Origin of the sequence: Thermophagus xiamenensis (genome assembly GCF_900112795.1) — a bacterium.
In the GTDB taxonomy this organism is placed as follows: Bacteria; Bacteroidota; Bacteroidia; order Bacteroidales; family Marinilabiliaceae; genus Thermophagus; species Thermophagus xiamenensis.
Genome location: NZ_FONA01000006.1, coordinates 17,710 through 38,283, shown reverse-complemented (window position 1 = coordinate 38,283; position 20,574 = coordinate 17,710). Strand labels below are relative to the sequence as shown.

General features: G+C 41.2%; 12 protein-coding genes and 1 CRISPR repeat array. Of the genes, 7 read left to right on the top strand and 5 right to left on the bottom strand.

The annotated features are described in order from the left end of the window. The first annotated feature begins 107 nt into the window (after positions 1–107). From BM130_RS04740 to BM130_RS04730, 3 genes are all read left to right on the top strand, one after another. Entirely contained in the window at positions 108–947 is an 840-nt protein-coding gene (locus BM130_RS04740; RefSeq protein WP_010527108.1) for a sialate O-acetylesterase, read from the top strand. A 241-nt stretch (positions 948–1,188) separates the two neighbouring features. Then, positions 1,189–3,801 (top strand): beta-mannosidase, encoded by a 2,613-nt coding sequence (locus BM130_RS04735; RefSeq protein ID WP_010527107.1) that lies wholly within the window; start codon positions 1,189–1,191, stop codon positions 3,799–3,801. Further along, entirely contained in the window at positions 3,788–4,084 is a 297-nt protein-coding gene (locus tag BM130_RS04730; RefSeq protein ID WP_010527106.1) for an NAD(P)-dependent sugar epimerase/dehydratase, read from the top strand. Before BM130_RS04735 ends, BM130_RS04730 begins: the two co-directional genes overlap by 14 nt. Before the next feature lie 29 nt (positions 4,085–4,113). Here the strand turns inward: BM130_RS04730 and BM130_RS04725 are convergent, their stop codons facing one another. Further along, the gene (locus BM130_RS04725; RefSeq protein ID WP_010527105.1) at positions 4,114–4,944 is read right to left on the bottom strand and encodes a universal stress protein; all 831 of its coding nucleotides are present in this window, start codon (positions 4,942–4,944) and stop codon (positions 4,114–4,116) included. 631 nt (positions 4,945–5,575) lie between these two features. Further along, a CRISPR array of direct repeats spans positions 5,576–6,564; the repeat unit is 37 nt; unit sequence CTCAGAAAGCAACATCCATTAAAACAAGGATTAAGAC. A 1,229-nt stretch (positions 6,565–7,793) separates the two neighbouring features. Beyond that, positions 7,794–8,312 (bottom strand): NUDIX domain-containing protein, encoded by a 519-nt coding sequence (locus tag BM130_RS04720; protein WP_010527092.1) that lies wholly within the window; start codon positions 8,310–8,312, stop codon positions 7,794–7,796. 208 nt (positions 8,313–8,520) lie between these two features. Here BM130_RS04720 and BM130_RS04715 point away from each other — a divergent pair, with 208 nt between their 5' ends. Continuing rightward, complete coding sequence (locus BM130_RS04715) at positions 8,521–8,976, top strand: co-chaperone GroES (protein WP_010527091.1); 456 nt, start codon at positions 8,521–8,523, stop codon at positions 8,974–8,976. Positions 8,977–10,282: 1,306 nt separating this feature from the next. After that, positions 10,283–12,685, top strand: a complete 2,403-nt coding sequence (locus BM130_RS04710; RefSeq protein ID WP_010528474.1) for a TonB-dependent receptor — start codon at positions 10,283–10,285, stop codon at positions 12,683–12,685. Here the strand turns inward: BM130_RS04710 and BM130_RS04705 are convergent. After that, complete coding sequence (locus tag BM130_RS04705; RefSeq protein ID WP_010528473.1) at positions 12,682–13,848, bottom strand: metallophosphoesterase; 1,167 nt, start codon at positions 13,846–13,848, stop codon at positions 12,682–12,684. The genes BM130_RS04710 and BM130_RS04705 overlap by 4 nt on opposite strands. 251 nt (positions 13,849–14,099) lie before the next feature. Further along, complete coding sequence (locus BM130_RS04700; RefSeq protein WP_010528472.1) at positions 14,100–14,918, bottom strand: SDR family oxidoreductase; 819 nt, start codon at positions 14,916–14,918, stop codon at positions 14,100–14,102. A 292-nt stretch (positions 14,919–15,210) separates the two neighbouring features. On the opposite strand from BM130_RS04700, the gene BM130_RS04695 reads away from it, so the two are divergent. After that, positions 15,211–15,567 (top strand): hypothetical protein, encoded by a 357-nt coding sequence (locus BM130_RS04695; protein WP_010528471.1) that lies wholly within the window; start codon positions 15,211–15,213, stop codon positions 15,565–15,567. A 6-nt stretch (positions 15,568–15,573) separates the two neighbouring features. On the opposite strand, the gene dpp5 is transcribed toward BM130_RS04695, so the two are convergent. Beyond that, positions 15,574–17,736, bottom strand: coding sequence for a dipeptidyl-peptidase Dpp5 (gene dpp5 / locus BM130_RS04690; protein ID WP_010528470.1), 2,163 nt, complete (start codon positions 17,734–17,736; stop codon positions 15,574–15,576). Positions 17,737–17,953: 217 nt separating this feature from the next. Here dpp5 and BM130_RS04685 point away from each other — a divergent pair, with 217 nt between their 5' ends. Beyond that, entirely contained in the window at positions 17,954–20,446 is a 2,493-nt protein-coding gene (locus tag BM130_RS04685) for a helix-turn-helix domain-containing protein (protein WP_044138817.1), read from the top strand. Positions 20,447–20,574: the final 128 nt, after the last annotated feature.

Below are 20,574 nucleotides of genomic sequence, written 5' to 3'. Positions count from 1 at the left end.
AGTCCAAAAATAGGGATTACTTCAGGGATTATTTATTTTTAAATGATTAAATCAATATACTTCTCTTAAAGATACTATGTTAATCGTTTAAATAAAATTAACTGATTATGAAAGCTAAAATTTTATTTTCTTTGTTGTTACTCTTCTGTTTGATTTCTTTAAACCTCACCTCCCAAAACCCGAATTTTCACATCTATTTATGTTTTGGCCAGTCGAATATGGAAGGTTCGGCAAAGATTGAGGCCTGCGACTTGAATGTTGACGGTCGTTTTCAGGTTATGGCTTCCACTGACTGTTCGAAAAATGGTCGCCAAACAGGTACCTGGTATGCAGCCATTCCTCCTTTGAGTCAATGTTATGTTGGTCTTTCACCGGCCGATTATTTTGGTCGTACCATGGTTGCCAATTTGCCCGACAGCATCACTGTTGGTGTCATCGTGGTGGCTATAGGCGGGTGTGATATCCGGCTGTTTGATAAGGATATTTATAAGGACTACTTAAATACCTATCCTGAAGCGTGGTTTCAGGACAAGATTAAGGCCTATGGCGGAAATCCCTATGAGCGATTAATTAGTCTGGCCAAAAAGGCCCAAAAAGACGGAGTGATTAAAGGCATACTGTTGCATCAGGGCGAAACCAATAATGGTGATGAGCAATGGCCACAATATGTTAAGAAGATATATGAAGATATGCTCAATGATCTTTCGCTCGATGCCGAATCGGTACCTTTGCTGGCAGGTGAGGTCGTGGGCGAAGACCAGCAAGGGGTATGTGCTGCCATGAATCCGATAATTAACAAATTGCCGGATGTGATACCTGCTGCTCATGTTATTGATTCAGAGGATTGTCCCGTGAGGGAGGATCATGTCCATTTCAATTCGGAAGGGGTAAGAAAGCTGGGACGACGATATGCCTTTACGATGCTTTCGTTGTTAGGCTATCTGTAATTGTTGCTTTATGGATGTTCTTAACCAACATATTGTTTTGTTGTAACGGCAGGTGCAATTTGAGTATAATACCCGGCTGCTTTATTTCCGTTTATGGTAGATGTTTTATAAAATATTGAAAATGAAATGAAAAAATAAGGGGAGGCGTAAAAATAAATGAATGGGAATTTGTTCGTTATGGGAATGATGTTTACTTTTATATGCCTGCTATAATAAACAATTAGGTTAAGTTAAAAGGTATATGGAAAAAAACATTTTTCAGCACAAGTTTCTATTTGTAAGTTTATTTATTGCTTTTATGATATTTGGAAATGCATGTCGGGAACAGTATACAGGCTCGCCGGTAACTATTAATTTAAATGACAACTGGGAGTTTTCTCAGGCCGGCACCGATAAATGGATGCCCGCAACCGTACCCGGGACGGTTCATTCCGATTTGATGGCCAATGGGGTTATTAAAGATCCGCATACAGGCATGAATGAAGATGATGTGCAATGGGTAGAAAAAGAAGATTGGATTTATCGCACCTCTTTTAATGTTGATAAATCTCTGTTATCAGGCCCCGATGTCATTGAGCTGTTCTTCAATGGGCTGGATACATATGCTGATGTTTATCTTAACGATGAAAAAATTCTGACAGCCGACAATATGTTTGTTGGCTGGAGAGTGGATGTTAAGGAGTATTTGAAGGAGGGAACAAATACGCTTCGCATCTATTTTCATTCGCCCGTAAAAGAGGGTATGAAGAAACTTAAAAGATTGGATTATTTGCTACCGGCCATCAATGAGCAGGCCCCGGAGGGCGAACGTACCAATATCTTTACCCGTAAGGCTCCGTTTCATTATGGATGGGACTGGGGCCCTCGACTCGTTACTTCCGGAATCTGGAAGCCGGTTGTTCTAAAGGCATGGAGCAGAGCTGATATCGAGGATGTTTATATTCAAACCGACGAGGCTCATCAATCCGCTGCAAAAGTGTCGGGGAATATCCATGTTCGGGTTACCCATGCCGGGAAATACAGGGTAGAACTCAAAACCGATGCACCTGCCGAGCCTTTCGTGCGTGATGTAGAGCTTAAACAGGGCGATAACTATATTCCGTTTCAACTGGAGTTGGATCATCCCAAACTATGGTGGACTAACGGACTGGGAGAACCCCATTTGTACAGCTTTGATTTTTCCCTGAAGTTCGAAGAACAACCGGTGGATGAATATCATCTCGATTATGGTGTCCGAACCTTAAGAGTTGTTCAAAAACCTGATGAGGTTGGTCATACTTTTTATTTTGAGCTGAATGGAGTGCCGGTCTTCATGAAGGGTGCCAATGTTATTCCGTCAGAAACTTTAACACCGTTAATCACTAAGGAGCGCTACGAAAATCTTATTCAGAATGCCATCGATGCAAACATGAATATGATTAGAATTTGGGGTGGCGCCATCTATGGTGATGATTACCTGTACGATTTGTGCGACCGTAATGGCATATTGGTATGGCAGGATTTTATGTTTGCCTGTGCCCTTCAGCCGGGCGACGAGGCGCATTTGGAAAATATCCGGAAAGAGGCCAGATACAATGTAAAACGTCTTCGCAACCATCCATCCCTGGCCATGTGGTGTGGCAATAACGAAAACTTTCACGGTTGGCATGAATGGGGATGGGACCGTATGTTTAAGCCCGATGTTAAAGAATTTGTGTGGAATACCTACCAGAAAATTTTTGATGAAATTCTTCCTCAGGCCGTCAGTGAGCTGGACTCAATGCGCTATTATCATCCCTCTTCACCAATAGGTTACGGAGGTAAAAAGGCCGACCGCACTTCCGGCGATGAGCATGACTGGACCATTTGGTTTGGACAAAAGCCTTTTTCAGCCTATAACGATAATGTTCCGCGTTTTGTTAGTGAGTATGGATTACAATCGTTTCCTTCAATGCATACCATTAAGCAATTTTCCGAACCGGAAGATTGGGCTTATGATTCAAAGCTCATGCGGCATCGTCAGAGAGGTAGAATGCCATACATCCGTCCGGGATTTGACGGTAACGATATGATTAAATGGTATATGGAGCAATATTATAATGTTCCCGATACTTTCCCGGATTTTGTGTATGTGAGCCAGTTGCTTCAGGCAAAAGCCTATAAAACCGCCATTGAAGCGCATCGCCGCAATAAACCGCATTGCATGGGGTCGCTTTACTGGCAACTTAACGACAGCTGGCCTACCATCTCATGGTCAACGGTTGATTATTATGGCCGGTGGAAGGCCGCTCACTACTTTGTTAAAAAGGCTAACGAAGCATTTATCTTATCCCCTGTCTTGGAAGAGGGTAAAGTAAATGTTTATGCTGTTAACGATTATCTGCAATCCATATCCGGTGAATTGTTGGTTAAGGTCATTAGTTTTGATGGAGATGAACTCTTTTCACAAAAAGTGGATGCACGGGTTCCGGAAAATAGTTCAGTAGTTATTTTTGAAGATTTACTAACCAATTTAGTGGATGATGACAAGCTTAGCAATGCTGTATTGGCTGTGGAATTTCACTCCGGCGGACAAATCATTGCCGATAACCTTCTCTACTTTAAGGAGCCTAAAGAATTAGAGCTTCCCGATGCCTCAGTTGAGGTTTCGGTGGGAAAAACTGCCGACGGATACAGAGTTACCGTCTCTTCCGACAAACTGGTTAAAAATGTTTTTCTTGACACTGCCGGTGGAACCGGGCGTTTTTCAGATAATTTTTTCGATGTTCTGCCCGGTGATGCTGTGGTCGTAGAACTTAAAACCGATAAGCAGCTGAGCCTCGACAATGATATTATAATCAGAACTTTGAATGATCTGGTAAATGTTGACGAATAAGGAGCGGAAGACCGAAGCCATTCATATTCCTTCCGACTTTATAGGTCGTTTTGATGAAAACCTGTATGGTAGTCTTATGGGCGACAAGGCGCACAGCGTAATTTTTGATAACTCTAAAATAAAACGTTTTGTACCCGGATTTCAGGCCACCATACCGTTTTGCGAAGGTATTAAGCGCACGCTTCAATGGTTTGAAGCTGAACCCGGACGGATTCAGATGAACCCCGCCAAAAGTCAGTTGGTGGAGACCATTATTCAGGCCTACAGGCGAGGCTGGCAGTAATTAGCTGCCAGATTTATTTTGTACTACGGTTATTCTGTTTTTTGCGATTGTACCTTTTCCGGCAATATCAACATCGGATGTTGCGGCTGCAGTACCATTTTCTTTATAATGTTGGGGTTAAACATTTTTTCGAAAAAATTATAATGATGTCGTATCAAGGCCAGCAGATTGGCTTCCTTTTCATCCATGAAAGCCAGTATGTCTTTGCAAGCATCCCCGGTATTTTCCATAAAGTGAAAATCTGTTTTTATGCCCGGAAAATAGCCTGACACTTTTTCTTCGATTTCCAAATGGTTCAGGGTATCATCTTCCAAAATTAAAAACAGCAGTTCGCTGTTATAATGGCTTACCACTTCGGTAAGCGTATCGGCCATTTTGTCTAATGACACTTTGTGTAAGTCGGTGGCGAAAACTATTTTTTTTGGCGGGACAAAACGGGCATCGATGGGAACTACCAACATTGGGTGGTGAATATTGTTTATCACTTCCAGGGCATTGCTTCCAAGCAATAGATGTTCCAGGGCCGTTTCGCCCTTGCAGCCCAATACTATCAAGTCGGAGTGATGGCTCTCTATTTCCTTTCGGATAACCTCGGTAATAGGGCCAAAGGCTGACAAAGGTTTTATCCTGGCGTTGGGAAATTGTGCATGTAGGGCCGATAATTCTTCCTTTAAGCTGCGCCGACTCTCGGCAGCCAATTCTTCTTTTACCTGTAAGATGTAAGGACTACCGCTGAAGTCCACATCAAAACAATTTAAAAGCTGATAACTAATGGGTTGGTCTTTAAACATTTTAAGAGCAAAGAGGGCAGCATTTCGGGCGGTAGCTGAAAAATCGGTTAGTAAGATAATGTGTTTCATGGCTTGGCATTTTTAGGTGGGTGACACATTTTTTGAAATATGCTGTTTGTGTTTTTATTCAAAAATTTACGAAAAAAAACAACATGTTGATACAGTATTGTTGATAATGTCGGTGTTGTTTTTAGAAAAGTCTGATTTTTTGCCGGTTAACTGAGAAAATATTTCGTCATTAATGAATGTTTTTTAGTAGCAAAAACCTCTTTAATTTCGGAAATCCTAAATCTAATCATCTAAAACCACCATCCAATTCTCTCTGCGTCATCGCGTCTCTGCGTTTATAAGTAATTAGTGCAAAGAGAATCGTGCATAGTGGATTTTCCTTAAGAAAATATTGAAATCTAACATCTAACATCTAACAATCTAACATCTAATAATCTCTCATCTATTACTTGTAAAGTGACCTTGTTGGTTACACTTAAAACTTGTATCTACTCAAAAATATTAATAAATTGCGTTGTTGTTAACGCTCTTTGAAATGATGGGAAAAATTGACAAAAATCAGGAATATTGCATTGAAAAAATTATTAATTTTGCGCTTCGAAAATTTTAGTTAATTTCAATCTAAAAAATATTAAATAGTGTAAAATTTGAATTTCAACAATTTGTTTGTCAATATTTTATAAAATATGCTCTCAGAAAGCAACATCCATTAAAACAAGGATTAAGACTTTTTTCCGGTTTACTTTGACTCTGTTCCGAAGGCTCAGAAAGCAACATCCATTAAAACAAGGATTAAGACCAAGAAAATCTCTACCTTTAAGGACTACCTGATCTCAGAAAGCAACATCCATTAAAACAAGGATTAAGACTACTTGAAACGGAAGCCTTCGGGTAGCTTAGTTGCCCTCAGAAAGCAACATCCATTAAAACAAGGATTAAGACTACTCACCTCCTTCGAATTCGTAGAGGTGGCCGTCGCTCAGAAAGCAACATCCATTAAAACAAGGATTAAGACAGTTGTGTACTGTTGGATAATAATCTGATTATCTGTCACTCAGAAAGCAACATCCATTAAAACAAGGATTAAGACAGAAAATCTCGTTCTATTAATCGAGCTTTTGTAGCTCAGAAAGCAACATCCATTAAAACAAGGATTAAGACAGCACCCAAATCAGATACTTCAGTGTTAGAGCTAGGACTCAGAAAGCAACATCCATTAAAACAAGGATTAAGACAATAAGGTATTGTGTAGGTCTGCGCCGTATTGGTTCTCTCAGAAAGCAACATCCATTAAAACAAGGATTAAGACATTTTTCTCAAAAAAAATAAAATAAAAAAAATAAAAACTCAGAAAGCAACATCCATTAAAACAAGGATTAAGACCTATAGGCTTCTTTAGCCTCGTTAAAATCCATTCCTCAGAAAGCATCTTCCATTAAAACAAGGATTAAGACCCAGAAATATCCATTCTTGAGGGTAGCTATTGCGACTCAGAAAGCATCTTCCATTAAAACAAGGATTAAGACAAAGCAGGTTGGTAACTACCATTGGTTACTACATAACCCAGATAATCTTGGCAAGCAACTTCCATTAAAACAAGGATTAAGACCTAAAGAAATAGCTATCCTCATCCTTTCTTTTAACTCAGAAAGCAACTTCCATTAAAACAAGGATTAAGACCGGATTAGATTATTAGGCAGAAGTGGCAAGGCAGAAGGGGAATACCGGGGAATTGAGAATGAAAAATGAAGAATGGATAATTGTTGGCGGAAAGAGATTAAAGCAATGTGTATGTTTCCTTTAGTGAAATTTGAAATCCATTATCTTATATCTAATAATCTCACATCTAACTATCTGTTTTTCTTTACGTCTCTGCGTTTAATGAAAAAGTTCAGAGTTGTCTTTCATTAAAACCCGGAAGTTTAAGAATCATTTCCAAAAACTAGTGTTATCAAAACATGTATCAACCAATCATTCATCGTCTGGCCTCTGGCTTCCGGCTTCTGACCTCTGATAAAAGCAAGGATTAAAATCGTGCAAGGTAGTTAGGCAGAAGTGGCAAGGCAGAAGGGGTATTTGGAAATTGAATAATGAACAATTGATAATTGATAATGAATAATGGAAAATGGAAAATTATTAGCGCTGTTAATATTCATCAGAAGTATACCACCAATATTCATCAAAAGTATACCACTTTTCCAGAGCTCTCATTGATGAATTAGCGAAGCGAAATGAAAAAGTTCAGAGTTGTCTTTCATTAAAACCCGGAAGTTTAAGAATCATTTCCAAAAACTAGTGTTATCAAAACATGTATCAACCAATCATTCATCGTCTGGCCTCTGGCTTCTGACCTCTGACCTCTGATAAAAACAAGGATTAAAATCGTGCAAGGTTATTAGGCAGAAGTAGCAAGGCAGAAGGGGGGAATACCGGGGAATTGAGAATTAAAAATGAAGAATGGATAATTGTTGGCGGAAAGCGATTAAAGCAATGTGTATATTTCCTTTAGTGAAATTTGAAATCTATTATCTTACATCTAAAAATCTTACATCTATCTGTTTGTTCTTTCTCTGCGTCATTGCGTCTCTGCGTTTATAAGTAATTAGTGCAAAGAGAATAGTGCATAGTGTATTTTCCTTAAGAAAATATTGAAATCTATCATCTTACATCTAAAAATCTAAAAATCTACCATCTAAATTCTGTTTTGTCATTGCGTCTCTGCGTTAAAAAGTAAAAGAAGTTATTAATGTAGGAGGGAGTATGGCCTAAGCTTATCGGTATTCAGAACTAAGGAATTCGAATTTGGGGCTTAGGAACTACTAGCTATACAATTAAAGTAAAACCTAAGATGCGCCGATGAAGGGGAAAAGGGGGAGAAGGCTAAAGTTAAATAACAGGCATAGAATGAGTTATTTTGCCAGATAGAATTTTAATATTTTTCGGATAGAGTTGCTGCTAATTTTGTTAAAATCAATCTCTTTAGGGTCGAAGAATTGATATCCGGCAATATCATCAGCAACTTTGATGTTGTCAAAGTTCTTCACTTTGCAGGCAAAACCGCAGTCGGTGGTGAAGACGGAATAACCACTGTAGATATATTCATTGGGGAAACTGGTAAGATAAGTGGTGGTGGCAATTTCCAAATTCAATTCTTCTTTAATTTCCCTTTTAATGGCCTCTTCAGCACTTTCCATGGGGTCAACAAAACCACCGGGCAGGTCGAGTGCCCCTAAGTCGGGCTCTACCCCCCGCACGGTGAGGAGTATTTGTCCTTGGTCGTTTTCGATGACTGCAGCCACCGCTGTGGCACTATTGATGAAAAACTCAAACCCACAACTGCTACATTTAAATGACTTGTTTGTTTGCGGTTTAAAGAGTCCGGAACCACATCGCGGACAATATTTGAGTACTTTTTCGGGACGTGACATAAGTCTCTTTTTCGATTTTAAAATTTCTTCGGGATAAAATTCCCTTATTGCAATATTAATAAACCTAAAAACAAAACTATGTAAATCTTCTCAAAAAAATCTCTTTTTTAATATTTGAATTTGAATAAAATACTTTTTGTGGTTTTTTAAGTTGCTGTAATTTAGGGTCTTGTGAATGTGGCGTAGGGCCGTATCTGTTTAAAAAATTATGATTGATGAGATTGCCATAATCAAACATTTTATAATCTTACAATCTATTGTTTATCTTTGCAGCAAAAAAATGGTTCCGGGAATAGACGAAAAAGATTTAAACAAGTTTATTGTCGTAGGTGATCGTGTGCTAATAAAGCCCAAAACCCCTGAAAAGCGGACAAAATCAGGGTTATTCCTGCCCCCTAATGTGCAGGAAAAGGAGAAGATTCATTCCGGATATGTCATTAAAACCGGTCCGGGATATCCCATCCCGGCCATCGTAGAAGATGATGAACCCTGGAAGTCGAAAAATGAAAATGTGCGTTATGTGCCGCTTCAGCCCAAAGAAGGGGATTTGGCCATCTACCTTCAGAACAGTGGTTATGAAATAGAATTTAACAACCAAAAATATGTCATTGTCCCTCAATCGGCTATTTTGATGCTGATACGGGACGAAGGACTCTTCGAATAAACATACTGGCCTGATACTTTTATATTTAACCTTTTTTCCGGCATCTTTCTGTGCCGGATTTTTTTTCTTAGTCAAGGAAAGGATAGAACCGTGGTGAAAATCGAATCTAAAAAATTTTAGGTCGGAAATCGGCGGTTGAAATCGAATCTAAAAAATTTTAGGTCGGAAATCGGCGGCTGAAATCGAATCTAAAAAATTTTAGAACGGAAATCGGCGGCTGAAATTGAATCTAAAAAATTTTAGGTCGAAAATCGACGGCCGAAATTGAATCTAAAAAATTTTAGGTCGAAAATTGACGGCCGAAATTGAATCTAAAAAATTTTAGGTCGAAAATCGACGGCCGAAATCGAATCTGTAAAATTACAGGTCGAAAATTGACGGCCGAAAATGAATCTGTAAAATTACAGGTCGAAAATCGACGGCCGAAATCGAATCTGTAAAATTATAGGTCGAAAATCGGCGGCCGAAATCGAATCTAAAAAATTTTAGGTCGAAAATCGGCGGCCGAAATCGAATCTGTAAAATTATAGGTCGAAAATCGACGGCCGAAATTGAATCTAAAAAATTTTAGGTCGAAAATCGACGGCCGAAATCGAATCTGTAAAATTACAGGTCGAAAATCGACGGTCGAAATTGAATCTGTAAAATTACAGGTCGAAAATCGACGGCCGAAATCGAATCTGTAAAATTACAGGTCGAAAATCGACGGCCGAAATTGAATCTGTAAAATTACAGGTCGAAAATCGACGGCCGAAATCGAATCTGTAAAATTACAGGTCGAAAATCGACGGCCGAAATCGAATCTGTAAAATTATAGGTCGAAAATCGGCGGTCGAAATTGAATCTGTAAAATTATAGGTCGAAAATCGACGGCCGAAATCGAATCTGTAAAATTACAGGTCGATTTAAGAAATAAGAGGCCGGAAGTCAGAAGCCGGAAACCTGTGGCTGGAGGTCAGAACCATTAAAGTTAACTACAAATTTCTGTTTATTTCCATCTATATCTATTTCCATCTCGTAACTAAAGATTATAAGATGTAAGAATTTTAGATTTAAGATATAAGTGGGCTTTCTATTAATTCAAATGGAACTTAAAGTAGTCATTAGTGGATAGTTATTAGTGATTAGTCATTAGTGGTTAGTCTTTAGTCATTAGTTCTTTAACACTAACCACTCGTTGGCTAATGACTAATCACTTCTTTTACTTTCTGCCTCAAAGTTTTATACATATTCCAGTTGAGGCAAACACTTTTGTGTCATAGTTGTTTAACAGGCATATACAAATAAATTTCCTTATATTTATTCCATGAGTTGTAAAAGATTAATAATATTATTTTTGCTTATTGTACAGGTTTCGATGGTAATGGGTCAGTCATCGGTTCTGCGAGGTCTGGTAAAAGACGCCTATACCAACGAGCCACTTCCGTTTGTGAATATCGTTATAGAGGGGACAAATACAGGGACTACCACCAATGAGACGGGCGAATTTGTTTTTGAAGGTTTGGAGCCCGGTTTCATTCGGCTACAGCTTTCATCGATAGGTTATGAGCGGTTGTTGACGGAAGAGATAAATATTTCTGCCATCCGTTCAAACTATGTGGAGATTTCGATGGTACAAAAGAGTACGCAGCTGGATGAGGTGGAGGTGAGTGCTGGCGCCTTTGTTCGTAAGGGAGAAACGCCGGTGTCGCTGCGGCGCATAGGTATTGAACAGATAGAGAAGAGTGCCGGAGCTTCGCGTGACCTGGCCAAGGTGCTTCAGAGCTTCCCGGGGGTGGGTGCCAATGTATCGTTTCGTAACGATTTGATAGTTAGGGGTGGCGGTCCTTCAGAGAACCGTTTTTTTCTCGACGGCATTGAAATACCGGTGTTGAATCACTTTTCGACGCAAGGAGCATCGGGTGGCTCGGTGGGCATTTTGAATGTGGATTTTATTCGTGAGGTGGACTTCTATTCCAGTGCTTTTCCGGCCGGTAGAGGCAATGCCATGAGTTCTGTTTTCGAGTTTAAGCAAATCGATGCCAACAAGGATAAACCTTCGTTTAAGGCCACGCTGGGTGCTTCGGAGTTGTCGCTTTCGTCTAACACCCCTTTGGGTAAGAAAACCGGCGGTCTTTTTTCGGTTCGCCGCTCTTACCTGCAGTTTTTGTTTGACCAGCTGGGGTTGCCGTTTCTTCCGTCGTTTACCGACTTTCAGTTTCGCACCAGGACACGCTTCGATGAAAAGAATGAGCTAATACTTTTAGGCGTAGGTGCCATTGATGAGTTTAAATTTAATCCTTCGCCCGACCCTACCGAAGAAAACCAATATATTCTTGAATATCTGCCATCCTTCGAACAATGGAACTATACCGTTGGCGCTTCTTTCAAACATTTTATGGACCAAAATTATTTAGAGGTTGCAATAAGTCGTAGTCAGCTCAACAATCGCATCAATAAATATCAGGATAATGAGGAAGATAATCCCGATAAATTGGTGAATGATTACGTGAGCGATGAGATACAGAACCGTTTGAGGATGGAGTTGTACAGCAATCCCGGCAGGGTGACTATGAGGGCGGGTATTTCTTTGGAGGATATCTCTTATTACAATCGAACCTACACCCGGGTGTTCAGGGATGATATGCCTGCCGAAATTAATTATCGTACCGATTTAAATTTCTTTAGTTACGGTGTTTTCGGCTCTTTATACAGCACTATTGTTGACGACAAGCTGGATGTCAGACTCGGCTTGCGGATGGATGCCAATACTTACAGCGATGATATGAATAATCCGTTGGAGCAGCTAAGTCCTCGTCTCACTTTATCCTATCGGATAGCCACTGACGTTAGTGTTAATTTTAATGCCGGAAGGTATTATCAGCTGCCGCCCTACACCACCATGGGTTATAAAAATAACCTGGGACAATGGGTGAATAAGGACAATGGCTTAAAGTATATCCATGCCGACCATTTGGTAGGGGGTGTGGAATGGCTGCCTAACAGTTCTCTGAGAATAAGTGTGGAAGCTTTTTGGAAAAGATATCGTAACTATCCCTTTTCGGTTACCGATTCGGTGGCCCTGGCCAGTAAAGGTGCCGATTATGGTGTGCTGGGAGACGAAGAGGTAACAAGCACCGCCGATGGACGTACCTATGGACTGGAATTTTTGGTGCGCCGTAAATCTTCCAAAGGGTATAGTTATATCCTGGCTTACACGTTGGTGAGTAGTGAGTTTACCGATGCGGAGGGGAATTATGTGCCATCATCGTGGGATGCCGGTCATTTGTTGACTTTTACTTTTAATAAGAGCTTTTCTCGCCATTGGGATTTTGGTATGCGCTGGCGTTTGGCAGGAGGTTTACCCTATACCCCTTACGACAGAGATAAGTCGGAACTGGTGGCAGCCTGGGATGTGCAGGGCAGGGAATACCTTGATTACAGCCGTTTTAATGAATCGCGTTTAGACCCTTTTCATCAGTTGGATTTACGTGTGGATAAAACCTGGCTGTTTTCCAAATTCTCGTTAGGAGTTTATCTGGATATCCAGAATGTTTATAACCGGAAAAGCCGGGAGGCACCCAAGCTGATTCAGGTTACCGATGAAAACGGAAATCCGGTGATTCAGAATCCCGAAGCCCCGGAAGCTGAACAACGATATGAGCTGAAAGAATTGGTCACCTCTTCCGGCACAGTATTGCCTACCATTGGTGTAATCCTTGAATTTTAGTGGGTGGCATTAAATTTAAGCGAGAAAACTACCACTTCGGGGCGGTTGCCGGTGCGTACGGGAGGTCCCCAGGTGCCAAAGCCTGTGCTTACATAGAAGTGGGTAGTTCCTTTTTGTTTGTAGCCTCTGCTTACTTCATATATTCTGTTGGTGATATAACCGAAGGGCCATAATTGTCCGTGATGGGTATGCCCCGAAATTTGCAGGTCAACACCTGTGTTGGCCACCTCGTCGAGATGATAGGGCTGATGGTCCAGCAAAATGACGGGTTTGGAGGTGTCAATATCCTTCAAAAGCTGAACAATGGATTTTCGCTCTTTGCGTAGTCGGCCTTTGGCGCTTCGGTCTTCGCGGCCAATGAGGTAAAAGGCATCGTTTATCAATACCGCACTGTCGCGTAATACCTTGATGCCATGTTGCATAAGATATTGTATGGATGGTTCTCCGCCACCGATATACTCATGGTTTCCCGTACAGGCAAAAATACCCAGAGGGGCTTTTAATTTGGTGAGGCTGTCGCCCAGATTTTGACGTATAACGGGTCCCACATCTTCGTCGAGCACATCGCCGGCCAGAAGAATAATATCAGGATTCAGGGCATTAACCGTCTGAACCAGTTTGGCTGTTTTACGAGGTCCGATGATAGTGCCTAAATGGATATCGCTGACGGCAACGATGCGCAGGCTGTCTGCCGGCCCGGCATCTTTGGGAATGTTCAACTGAACATGTACGGTTTTGGGATGCCATGCATTGATATGTCCGGCCAATACCACAACAAAGGTAATGGCAGCCACCACCAAACCGGTTCGGAATTTGAAAAGAGGATAATTGTTGCCTGCCATCTTGCGGATAAAAGGAACGGCCAAATCGACCAGACGTGCCAAATCAATCAGAAGTAACTGCAAGGTGGCGTATAGCATAACGGCAAACCAGAAAGCACCAAGCCAGTGCAGTGACACGGTTAACGCATTATACATGCTTTTTTCTAATGTACGGCCCAGAAAGTAGGCGAAAGTGGCAATCACCATGAAAGCAATAAACCATGGTCTGACTTTTGGGAAGGCCTCTAACGCCTGATAGCCGCGGATGGTTATATAAAGGTTGACCAGAACCTGAATGGATAATACTATGGTGAAAAACATGAAGAATTGATTTTTTTCCATTGTTAATGCTTTTGGTAGTGATTAGTGGTTAGTGATTAGTGATTAGTCATTAGTCGTTAGTTTTTAGTCTGTTTTGTTCATATTGTATCAGATTTTTAGATTTAAGAAATATTTTATAGCAACAATCCTTTAATATCAATCCCCTCAATCTCATCAATCCCCTCAATCTCATCAATCCCTTCAATCCCTTCAATCCCCTCGCCTAACAGCCTAATGACCTATCAGTCTAATAGCCTGACTGTCTAATAGCCTCAAATGTTAGCAATAAGGCGTATGGTTTTTTGAAACCAGGAAAATGGCAACATACGGTAGATGAATATAAAGATGCGAGCCTGGAAGCCCGGCTTGAAGCGTAATTTATGTTTTTTTGATGTGGCTGCCTTAAATATGGTTTTGGCCACCACTTTGGGCTGAGATGCATATTTGAACGTTAAATTATAAAAGTGAGCCACCTTTTGTGAGATGGCGATATACTTTTCATGGTCGGGTGGTATGATATCTTCTTTGGATTTCCCGTAAAATTCGGTAGATACCGGTCCCGGTTCAATAAGTCGAACATGGATGTTAAAAGGTCTGACTTCGTAATAAAGACTTTCGGTAAATCCTTCGATGGCATATTTGCTGGCGTTATAGAGAGAGTAGAGGGGTAACCCCATTCTGCCGGCTACGGATGAAAGATTGATAATGGTTCCTTTTTTTCGCAGGCGCATGAGTGGCAATATAGCTTTAATCACCCGCAACGTTCCAATGAAGTTGGTATCAATCTGACGGATAATCTGGTCGTCGTTGGCACCTTCGAAAACTCCCAAAGCACCATAACCGGCATTGTTGATAACCACATCTATCCCTTTAAACTCATCCCATGCTTTTAAAATGGTTTCTTCAACCATATTGGGCTGAGTGACATCAAGGCGGTAGATAACTACACCCGTAAGGTCTTTAATTTTTCCGGCGCGGGAAGGGTCACGCATGGTTGCTGCCACATTCCACCCTCTTTGTGCAAAATAGGTAACAGTCGCTTTTCCTATTCCCGACGATGCGCCGGTGATTAATACTGTTTTGCTTTTCATGAAATTGAGTTATGTTTTTCTGTCCGAAAATATTCTTTAACCTTACCGTTACGAATAGAAAAAGTTCATTTAAATTGAATATTTGTTAAATCATTTAATACGAAAATACCTGTATTTGTGTTTTGATGATATTAAATATAGTCAAAACCAATTGATTTGCATGGCTCATTGTTTGTTCTTTTGTCGTTCTGAATATTTTTTGTTGTCTCGAACAATCGGACCCTTCCTTTTGTTGCTTTCAGTACTTGTTATCCTGCCAAAAAGGATGTGAATCGAAATAATGTAGAAAGTTATGAAGCTAAAAAATTTGTTGTTTACAGGTTTGGGATTGGTGTTTATTTCTTTGATTCTAAAGTTATTTGGGGTTGAATGGTATTATTTTGTACTGATAGTCGGCATAACGTTAAAAGTGATATATCTGGTTATAGGTTTACTAAATGGGACCTTGGCAGCCGGACGTTATCTGGCAATGTTGTTTGTCGGTATTGCCATGGTAGGTGCCGGGGGCTATTTGAAAAGTGTACTTCCAAATACGGCCCCCGGTTTTTGGCTTATGATGACTGGTTTTTTGGTAAAGGCGGTATCTATCGTGCTTATGGTCGTTGTTGGGCGCAGGCGGCGTATGGTTGCCGAACGTGTTGAGCGTTAGTATACACTATTTTTTCAACCAACGGTCCAGCCAGGCGAAAAATTCGCGTTGCCATAAAATACCGTTTTGCGGTGAAAGTACCCAGTGACTTTCTTCAGGGAAAAACAAGAATCGTGAGGGAATGCCGCGTAGTTGTGCTGCATTAAAGGCGGCCATTCCCTGCGTGTAGGGAATACGGAAATCTTTTCCTCCATGGATGACCAGGATGGGCGTATCCCACTTGTCTACAAAAAGATGTGGTGAGAAGTCGTAACGTTTGTTGGGCATTTCCCAGTAGGGTTTCTTTAAATCCCAGTTAACAAAAAACATCTCTTCGGTGGTGGTATACATCATATCCTGGTTGAAGACGCCGCAATGGGCAATGAAGGCTTTAAACCGTTTATTGTGGTTGCCGGCCAGCCAGTAAACCGAATAGCCGCCATAGCTGGCACCTACCGCCCCTAATTTTTGTTCATCCACAAAAGGTTCTTTAGCTACCGAGTCGATGGCACTTAAATAATCGAGCATGTTTTGTCCGCCATAGTCGCCACTGATTTGTTCGGTCCATTCCCGGCCAAAGCCGGGCAATCCCCTGCGATTGGGGGCAACGATAATATAATCGTTAGCAGCCATCATCTGGAAATTCCAGCGATAACTCCAAAACTGGCTTACACTGCTTTGTGGCCCGCCCTGGCAATATAACAGAGCCGGATATTTTTTGTTGGCATCGAAGTTGGGTGGATAAATAACCCACGTGAGCATTTTTTTATTGTCGGTGGTGGTAATCCATCGTTTTTCCACCTTACCCATGGTGAGTTTATTAAGTATGGGTTGGTTTACTTTGGAAATGTTGACGGCCGACCCGTCGATGGAATTAACGGCATAAATTTCGGCAGGACTGCTCATACTCATTCGGGTGGCTATTAACTGGCCACCGGCAGGAATAACCGAGGTGTAATTATGTTCTCCTGATGTGATTTTATGAATATCACCACCCGGTAAATTGATTCGGAAAATATGTTCAGTGGCATGTCGGTTACTTATGAAGAAGAGGGCATCACCCATCATATTCCATACAGGACTGTGGATATCTTCATCGAAATTGGCGGTGAAATCAATAACTTTTCCTGTTTCCAGGTCTTTAACCATCAGCCGGTTTTTGTCGGATTCGTATCCGTCGCGTGGCATGCTTTCCCATGCCATGCGCAATCCGTCGGGTGAAAAGACCGGATTTTTGTCATAGCCCGGCATACCTTCGGTTAAATTTTGCGTGGTTTGGGTGTTGAGGTCGTAAAGATATATGTCGGAATTGGTTGAGAGTGCGTATGCTTTACCTTTTAGTTTTTTGCAGGTATAGGCAATTTTTTCTCCATCGGGTGTCCAGGATATTTGTTCCATCCCGCCAAACGGTTTGAGAGGGGTATCGTAGGGTTCACCTTCCATGATGTCGGTGGCCTCGGTTATTAATTTATCAGACTTGTAGGGTGCCACAAAAATGTGACTGTAATTATAGTCGTGCCAGTGGTCCCAATGGCGGTACATTAAGTCTTCTTCTATCCGTGCATTTGCTTTGGGCAAGTCCGGATATTTATCAGTGGGGGTTTTATCCAATTTTACATCTTTTAATACTAACAGATGTTTCAGGTTGGGAGCATATTTATAGCCTTTAATGCCACCGGGCAGGTCGGTGATTTGTTTCACTTCCGTTCCGTCGGGCAGCATCTCGAAAAGTTGGTTGCTTCCGTACTTGTTACTGATAAAGGTGATTTTTTCTCCGTCGGGTCGCCAGTCCACATGGGAAATGGAGAAATCCGGTTTGTCATCCGTTTCAACCGCAACCTTTTTTGTATCTCCCCAGGTTAGACTTATGGATAATAGTTTGGGCTTTTTGAATTGAGGTACAATTTGTTGTTTTTCCGTTCCGTCAAGATTCGAAATAAAAAGATTGGTGTGGAAAGTGTTTTTTTCAATATCGGGCCACGTAACGGTATAAAGAATCTTTTTTTGGTCGGGCGATACTTTTACATTGCCTATACGGCCAAACGACCATAAAATTTCCGGTGTGAGGATACCATTTTTAACTTCCACTTTTTCGGGACTAAAAACCGGTCGAATATAGGAATTGGATTTATCGGCGCAGCCAGTCATGAATCCCAGGCCTGCAAGAATTAGTGATGTCAGTTTTTTCATGGTTGTCGTGAGTATTGATTGATATACAAGTTAATAAAAATGTTGGAAATGAGATTAATGGTTAGGCTGGCGATGCAAAAATAAACAGATTTTTTTGTTTAGCACTAACCATGCTAAAGCGGGAATTCTTTGGTTGTCATGGAATTTATGTGTAATAAATTGAAAAATCGCATGGTAACACATAATTTTGACGGGTAAAATAAAATCCATAATGGTTATGACTGACCGGACAAATCCGGAGCTATCGCTTGCCCGGGAGTTTGTTGAGTTCACTCAAAATAATGTATTTCTGACCGGAAAGGCGGGGACGGGGAAAACCACCTTTCTGCATCGATTAAAAGCCGATTTACCCAAACGGATGGTGGTGGTTGCTCCTACCGGGGTGGCTGCCATTAATGCGGGTGGCGTAACCATTCACTCTTTTTTCCAGCTTCCGTTTGGGCCCATACTTCCCGGTATGTCCGGAAATTCCGGCAAGGACAACAGGTCGGCCTATCGGTTCAACCGGCAAAAGGTTGATATCATTCGAACACTGGACCTTTTGGTGATTGATGAAATAAGCATGGTGCGTGCCGACTTGCTCGACGGAATTGATGAAGTATTGCGGCGATACCGAAGAGATGAGCGTCCCTTTGGCGGGGTACAGCTTTTAATGATAGGCGATTTGCAACAATTGGCCCCGGTCGTAAAAGCCGAAGAGTGGGAATTACTGAAAAATTATTATGATTCATCATTTTTCTTTGGCAGCAGGGCTTTGCAACAAAGCGGTTACGTTACAGTAGAACTAAAGCATGTATATCGGCAGCAGGATGAAAAATTTATTGAGGTGCTCAATATGATTCGGGATAATAATCTGAACGGTGCCGGCCTTGAACTGTTAAATCGCTGTTATCGTCCAGGTGTTTTGAAAAAGCCTGACCCAGGGTATATTACACTTACCACTCATAATTATCAGGCTCAAAAAATAAATGATTCACGGTTAGATAGTCTTGCAGGAAAAGCCAGGAAATTTGTGGCGCAAGTTGAAGGTCATTTTCCTGAGAGCAATTATCCGACTGAAGCCGAACTATTGCTTAAGGTGGGGGCGCAGGTGATGTTTGTTAAAAATGATTTGTCGCCGCTAAAACAATACTTCAATGGGAAAATAGGTGAGGTGGTTGGTTTTAAGGATGATGTTATATTGGTGAAATGTCGCGACAGTGAGGACCCCATTGAGGTAAAACCGGATAAATGGGAAAATGTAAAATATGTTATTGATGACCGAACAAAAGAGATTAGCGAGGAGGTGGAAGGTTCGTTTACTCAGTATCCGTTGAAGACAGCCTGGGCCATAACCATTCATAAAAGTCAGGGTCTTACCTTTGAAAAGGCTATTGTTGATGCCAATGCTGCTTTTGCTCATGGGCAGGTTTATGTGGCGCTAAGTCGTTGTAAGTCGCTTGAAGGGTTGGTATTGACAAATCCGTTGGATGTGGGTGCTCTGAAAACCGACAGGGAGGTTAAGAACTTTGTTCGGCAGGTGGAAGAAAACCCGGTGGATGAAACCACGTTAGAGCGTTCCAAAGAGGAATATTGCCTGACGTTGTTAAACGAAATGTTTGATTTCAGCAGGTTGGACCGTCATGTAGGCTATCTTCGAAAGTTGACCAATGAGCATGAAGGTTCGGTAGGGCAGGAGATGAATTTTGCCGTCAACAAAATGAAGGAGGTGACAGAGAAGGAATTGAACCCTGTCGCTGAAAAATTTAAGATTCAACTGAAAAAACTGATGGGAGAGAATGCCGATATCGTCACCAATGTTCAGTTACAGGAACGCATAAAAAAAGCCTGTATTTGGTTTTATGACCAAATTAAGACGGCATTGGTTAAACCCTATGAAAATTTTTCTGTAGAGACCGACAACAAAGAGTTGCGGAAGATGCTTAAAAGTGCACTTGACCGTCTGGGTAGCGAACTTAGGGTGAAAGAGTATGTTTTTCAGTCGTGCAGGGAAGTATTTACGGTTAAGAATTATTTGGAAGCCCGGGCAAAAGCGCTATTGGATGAATCATCTGCTCAAAAGCCAACAGTAAGTTCAGAAAAATCAGTAGATGTTTCTGTAACGCATCCTGAACTGTATGCTCGGTTAAAGAACTGGCGTAACAACAAGGCAGTAGAAGAGGGTCTTCCGGTTTATATGGTATTGCAGGTTAAATCTATGAAACACATTGCCAACAGATTGCCTGCCTCGACAAAAGGTCTGAAAACTATTTCGGGTCTGGGAAAAGTAAAACTGGAAAAATATGGTGCTGAGATTATTCAGATTGTTCAGGATTATTGTAAAGAAAAGAATATAACTCCTGATGAGAGCTCTGCTGAGGAAACAACTCCCTCAAAGAAGCCAAAAATCAATACCAAAGAAGTAACTTTAAACCTTTTCAGGGAGGGAAAAAGTATTAAAGAAATAGCCGCTGAACGCCATCTGACTCAGAATACCATTTACAACCATTTGAGCTATTATGTGCGTAGGGGTGAGGTAGCAGTTTTTCAGTTGGTTTCAGCCGAAAAGGTGAATGCGGTAGTCGACTGGCTGAAGAATAACAGAGTAAAGGGTTTGACTGAAATAAAACAGCATTTTGGTGAAATGATTTCCTGGGAGGAACTGCGACTAATTGTTAATCACCTGGAATATTTAAAGGGTGAACGTAATGCTGAGGAGAAAACCTCGTAAAAAGCGGAAAATGATTGGCCGGAGAAGCATGGGAAAATTTACCGGTTTATTTGAAATCCTGAAAATTGAGATTTGTTGATTGGCGATGAAAGCCGAGGGTAGCTTTCAAAGTAAATGTTTTTAAACTC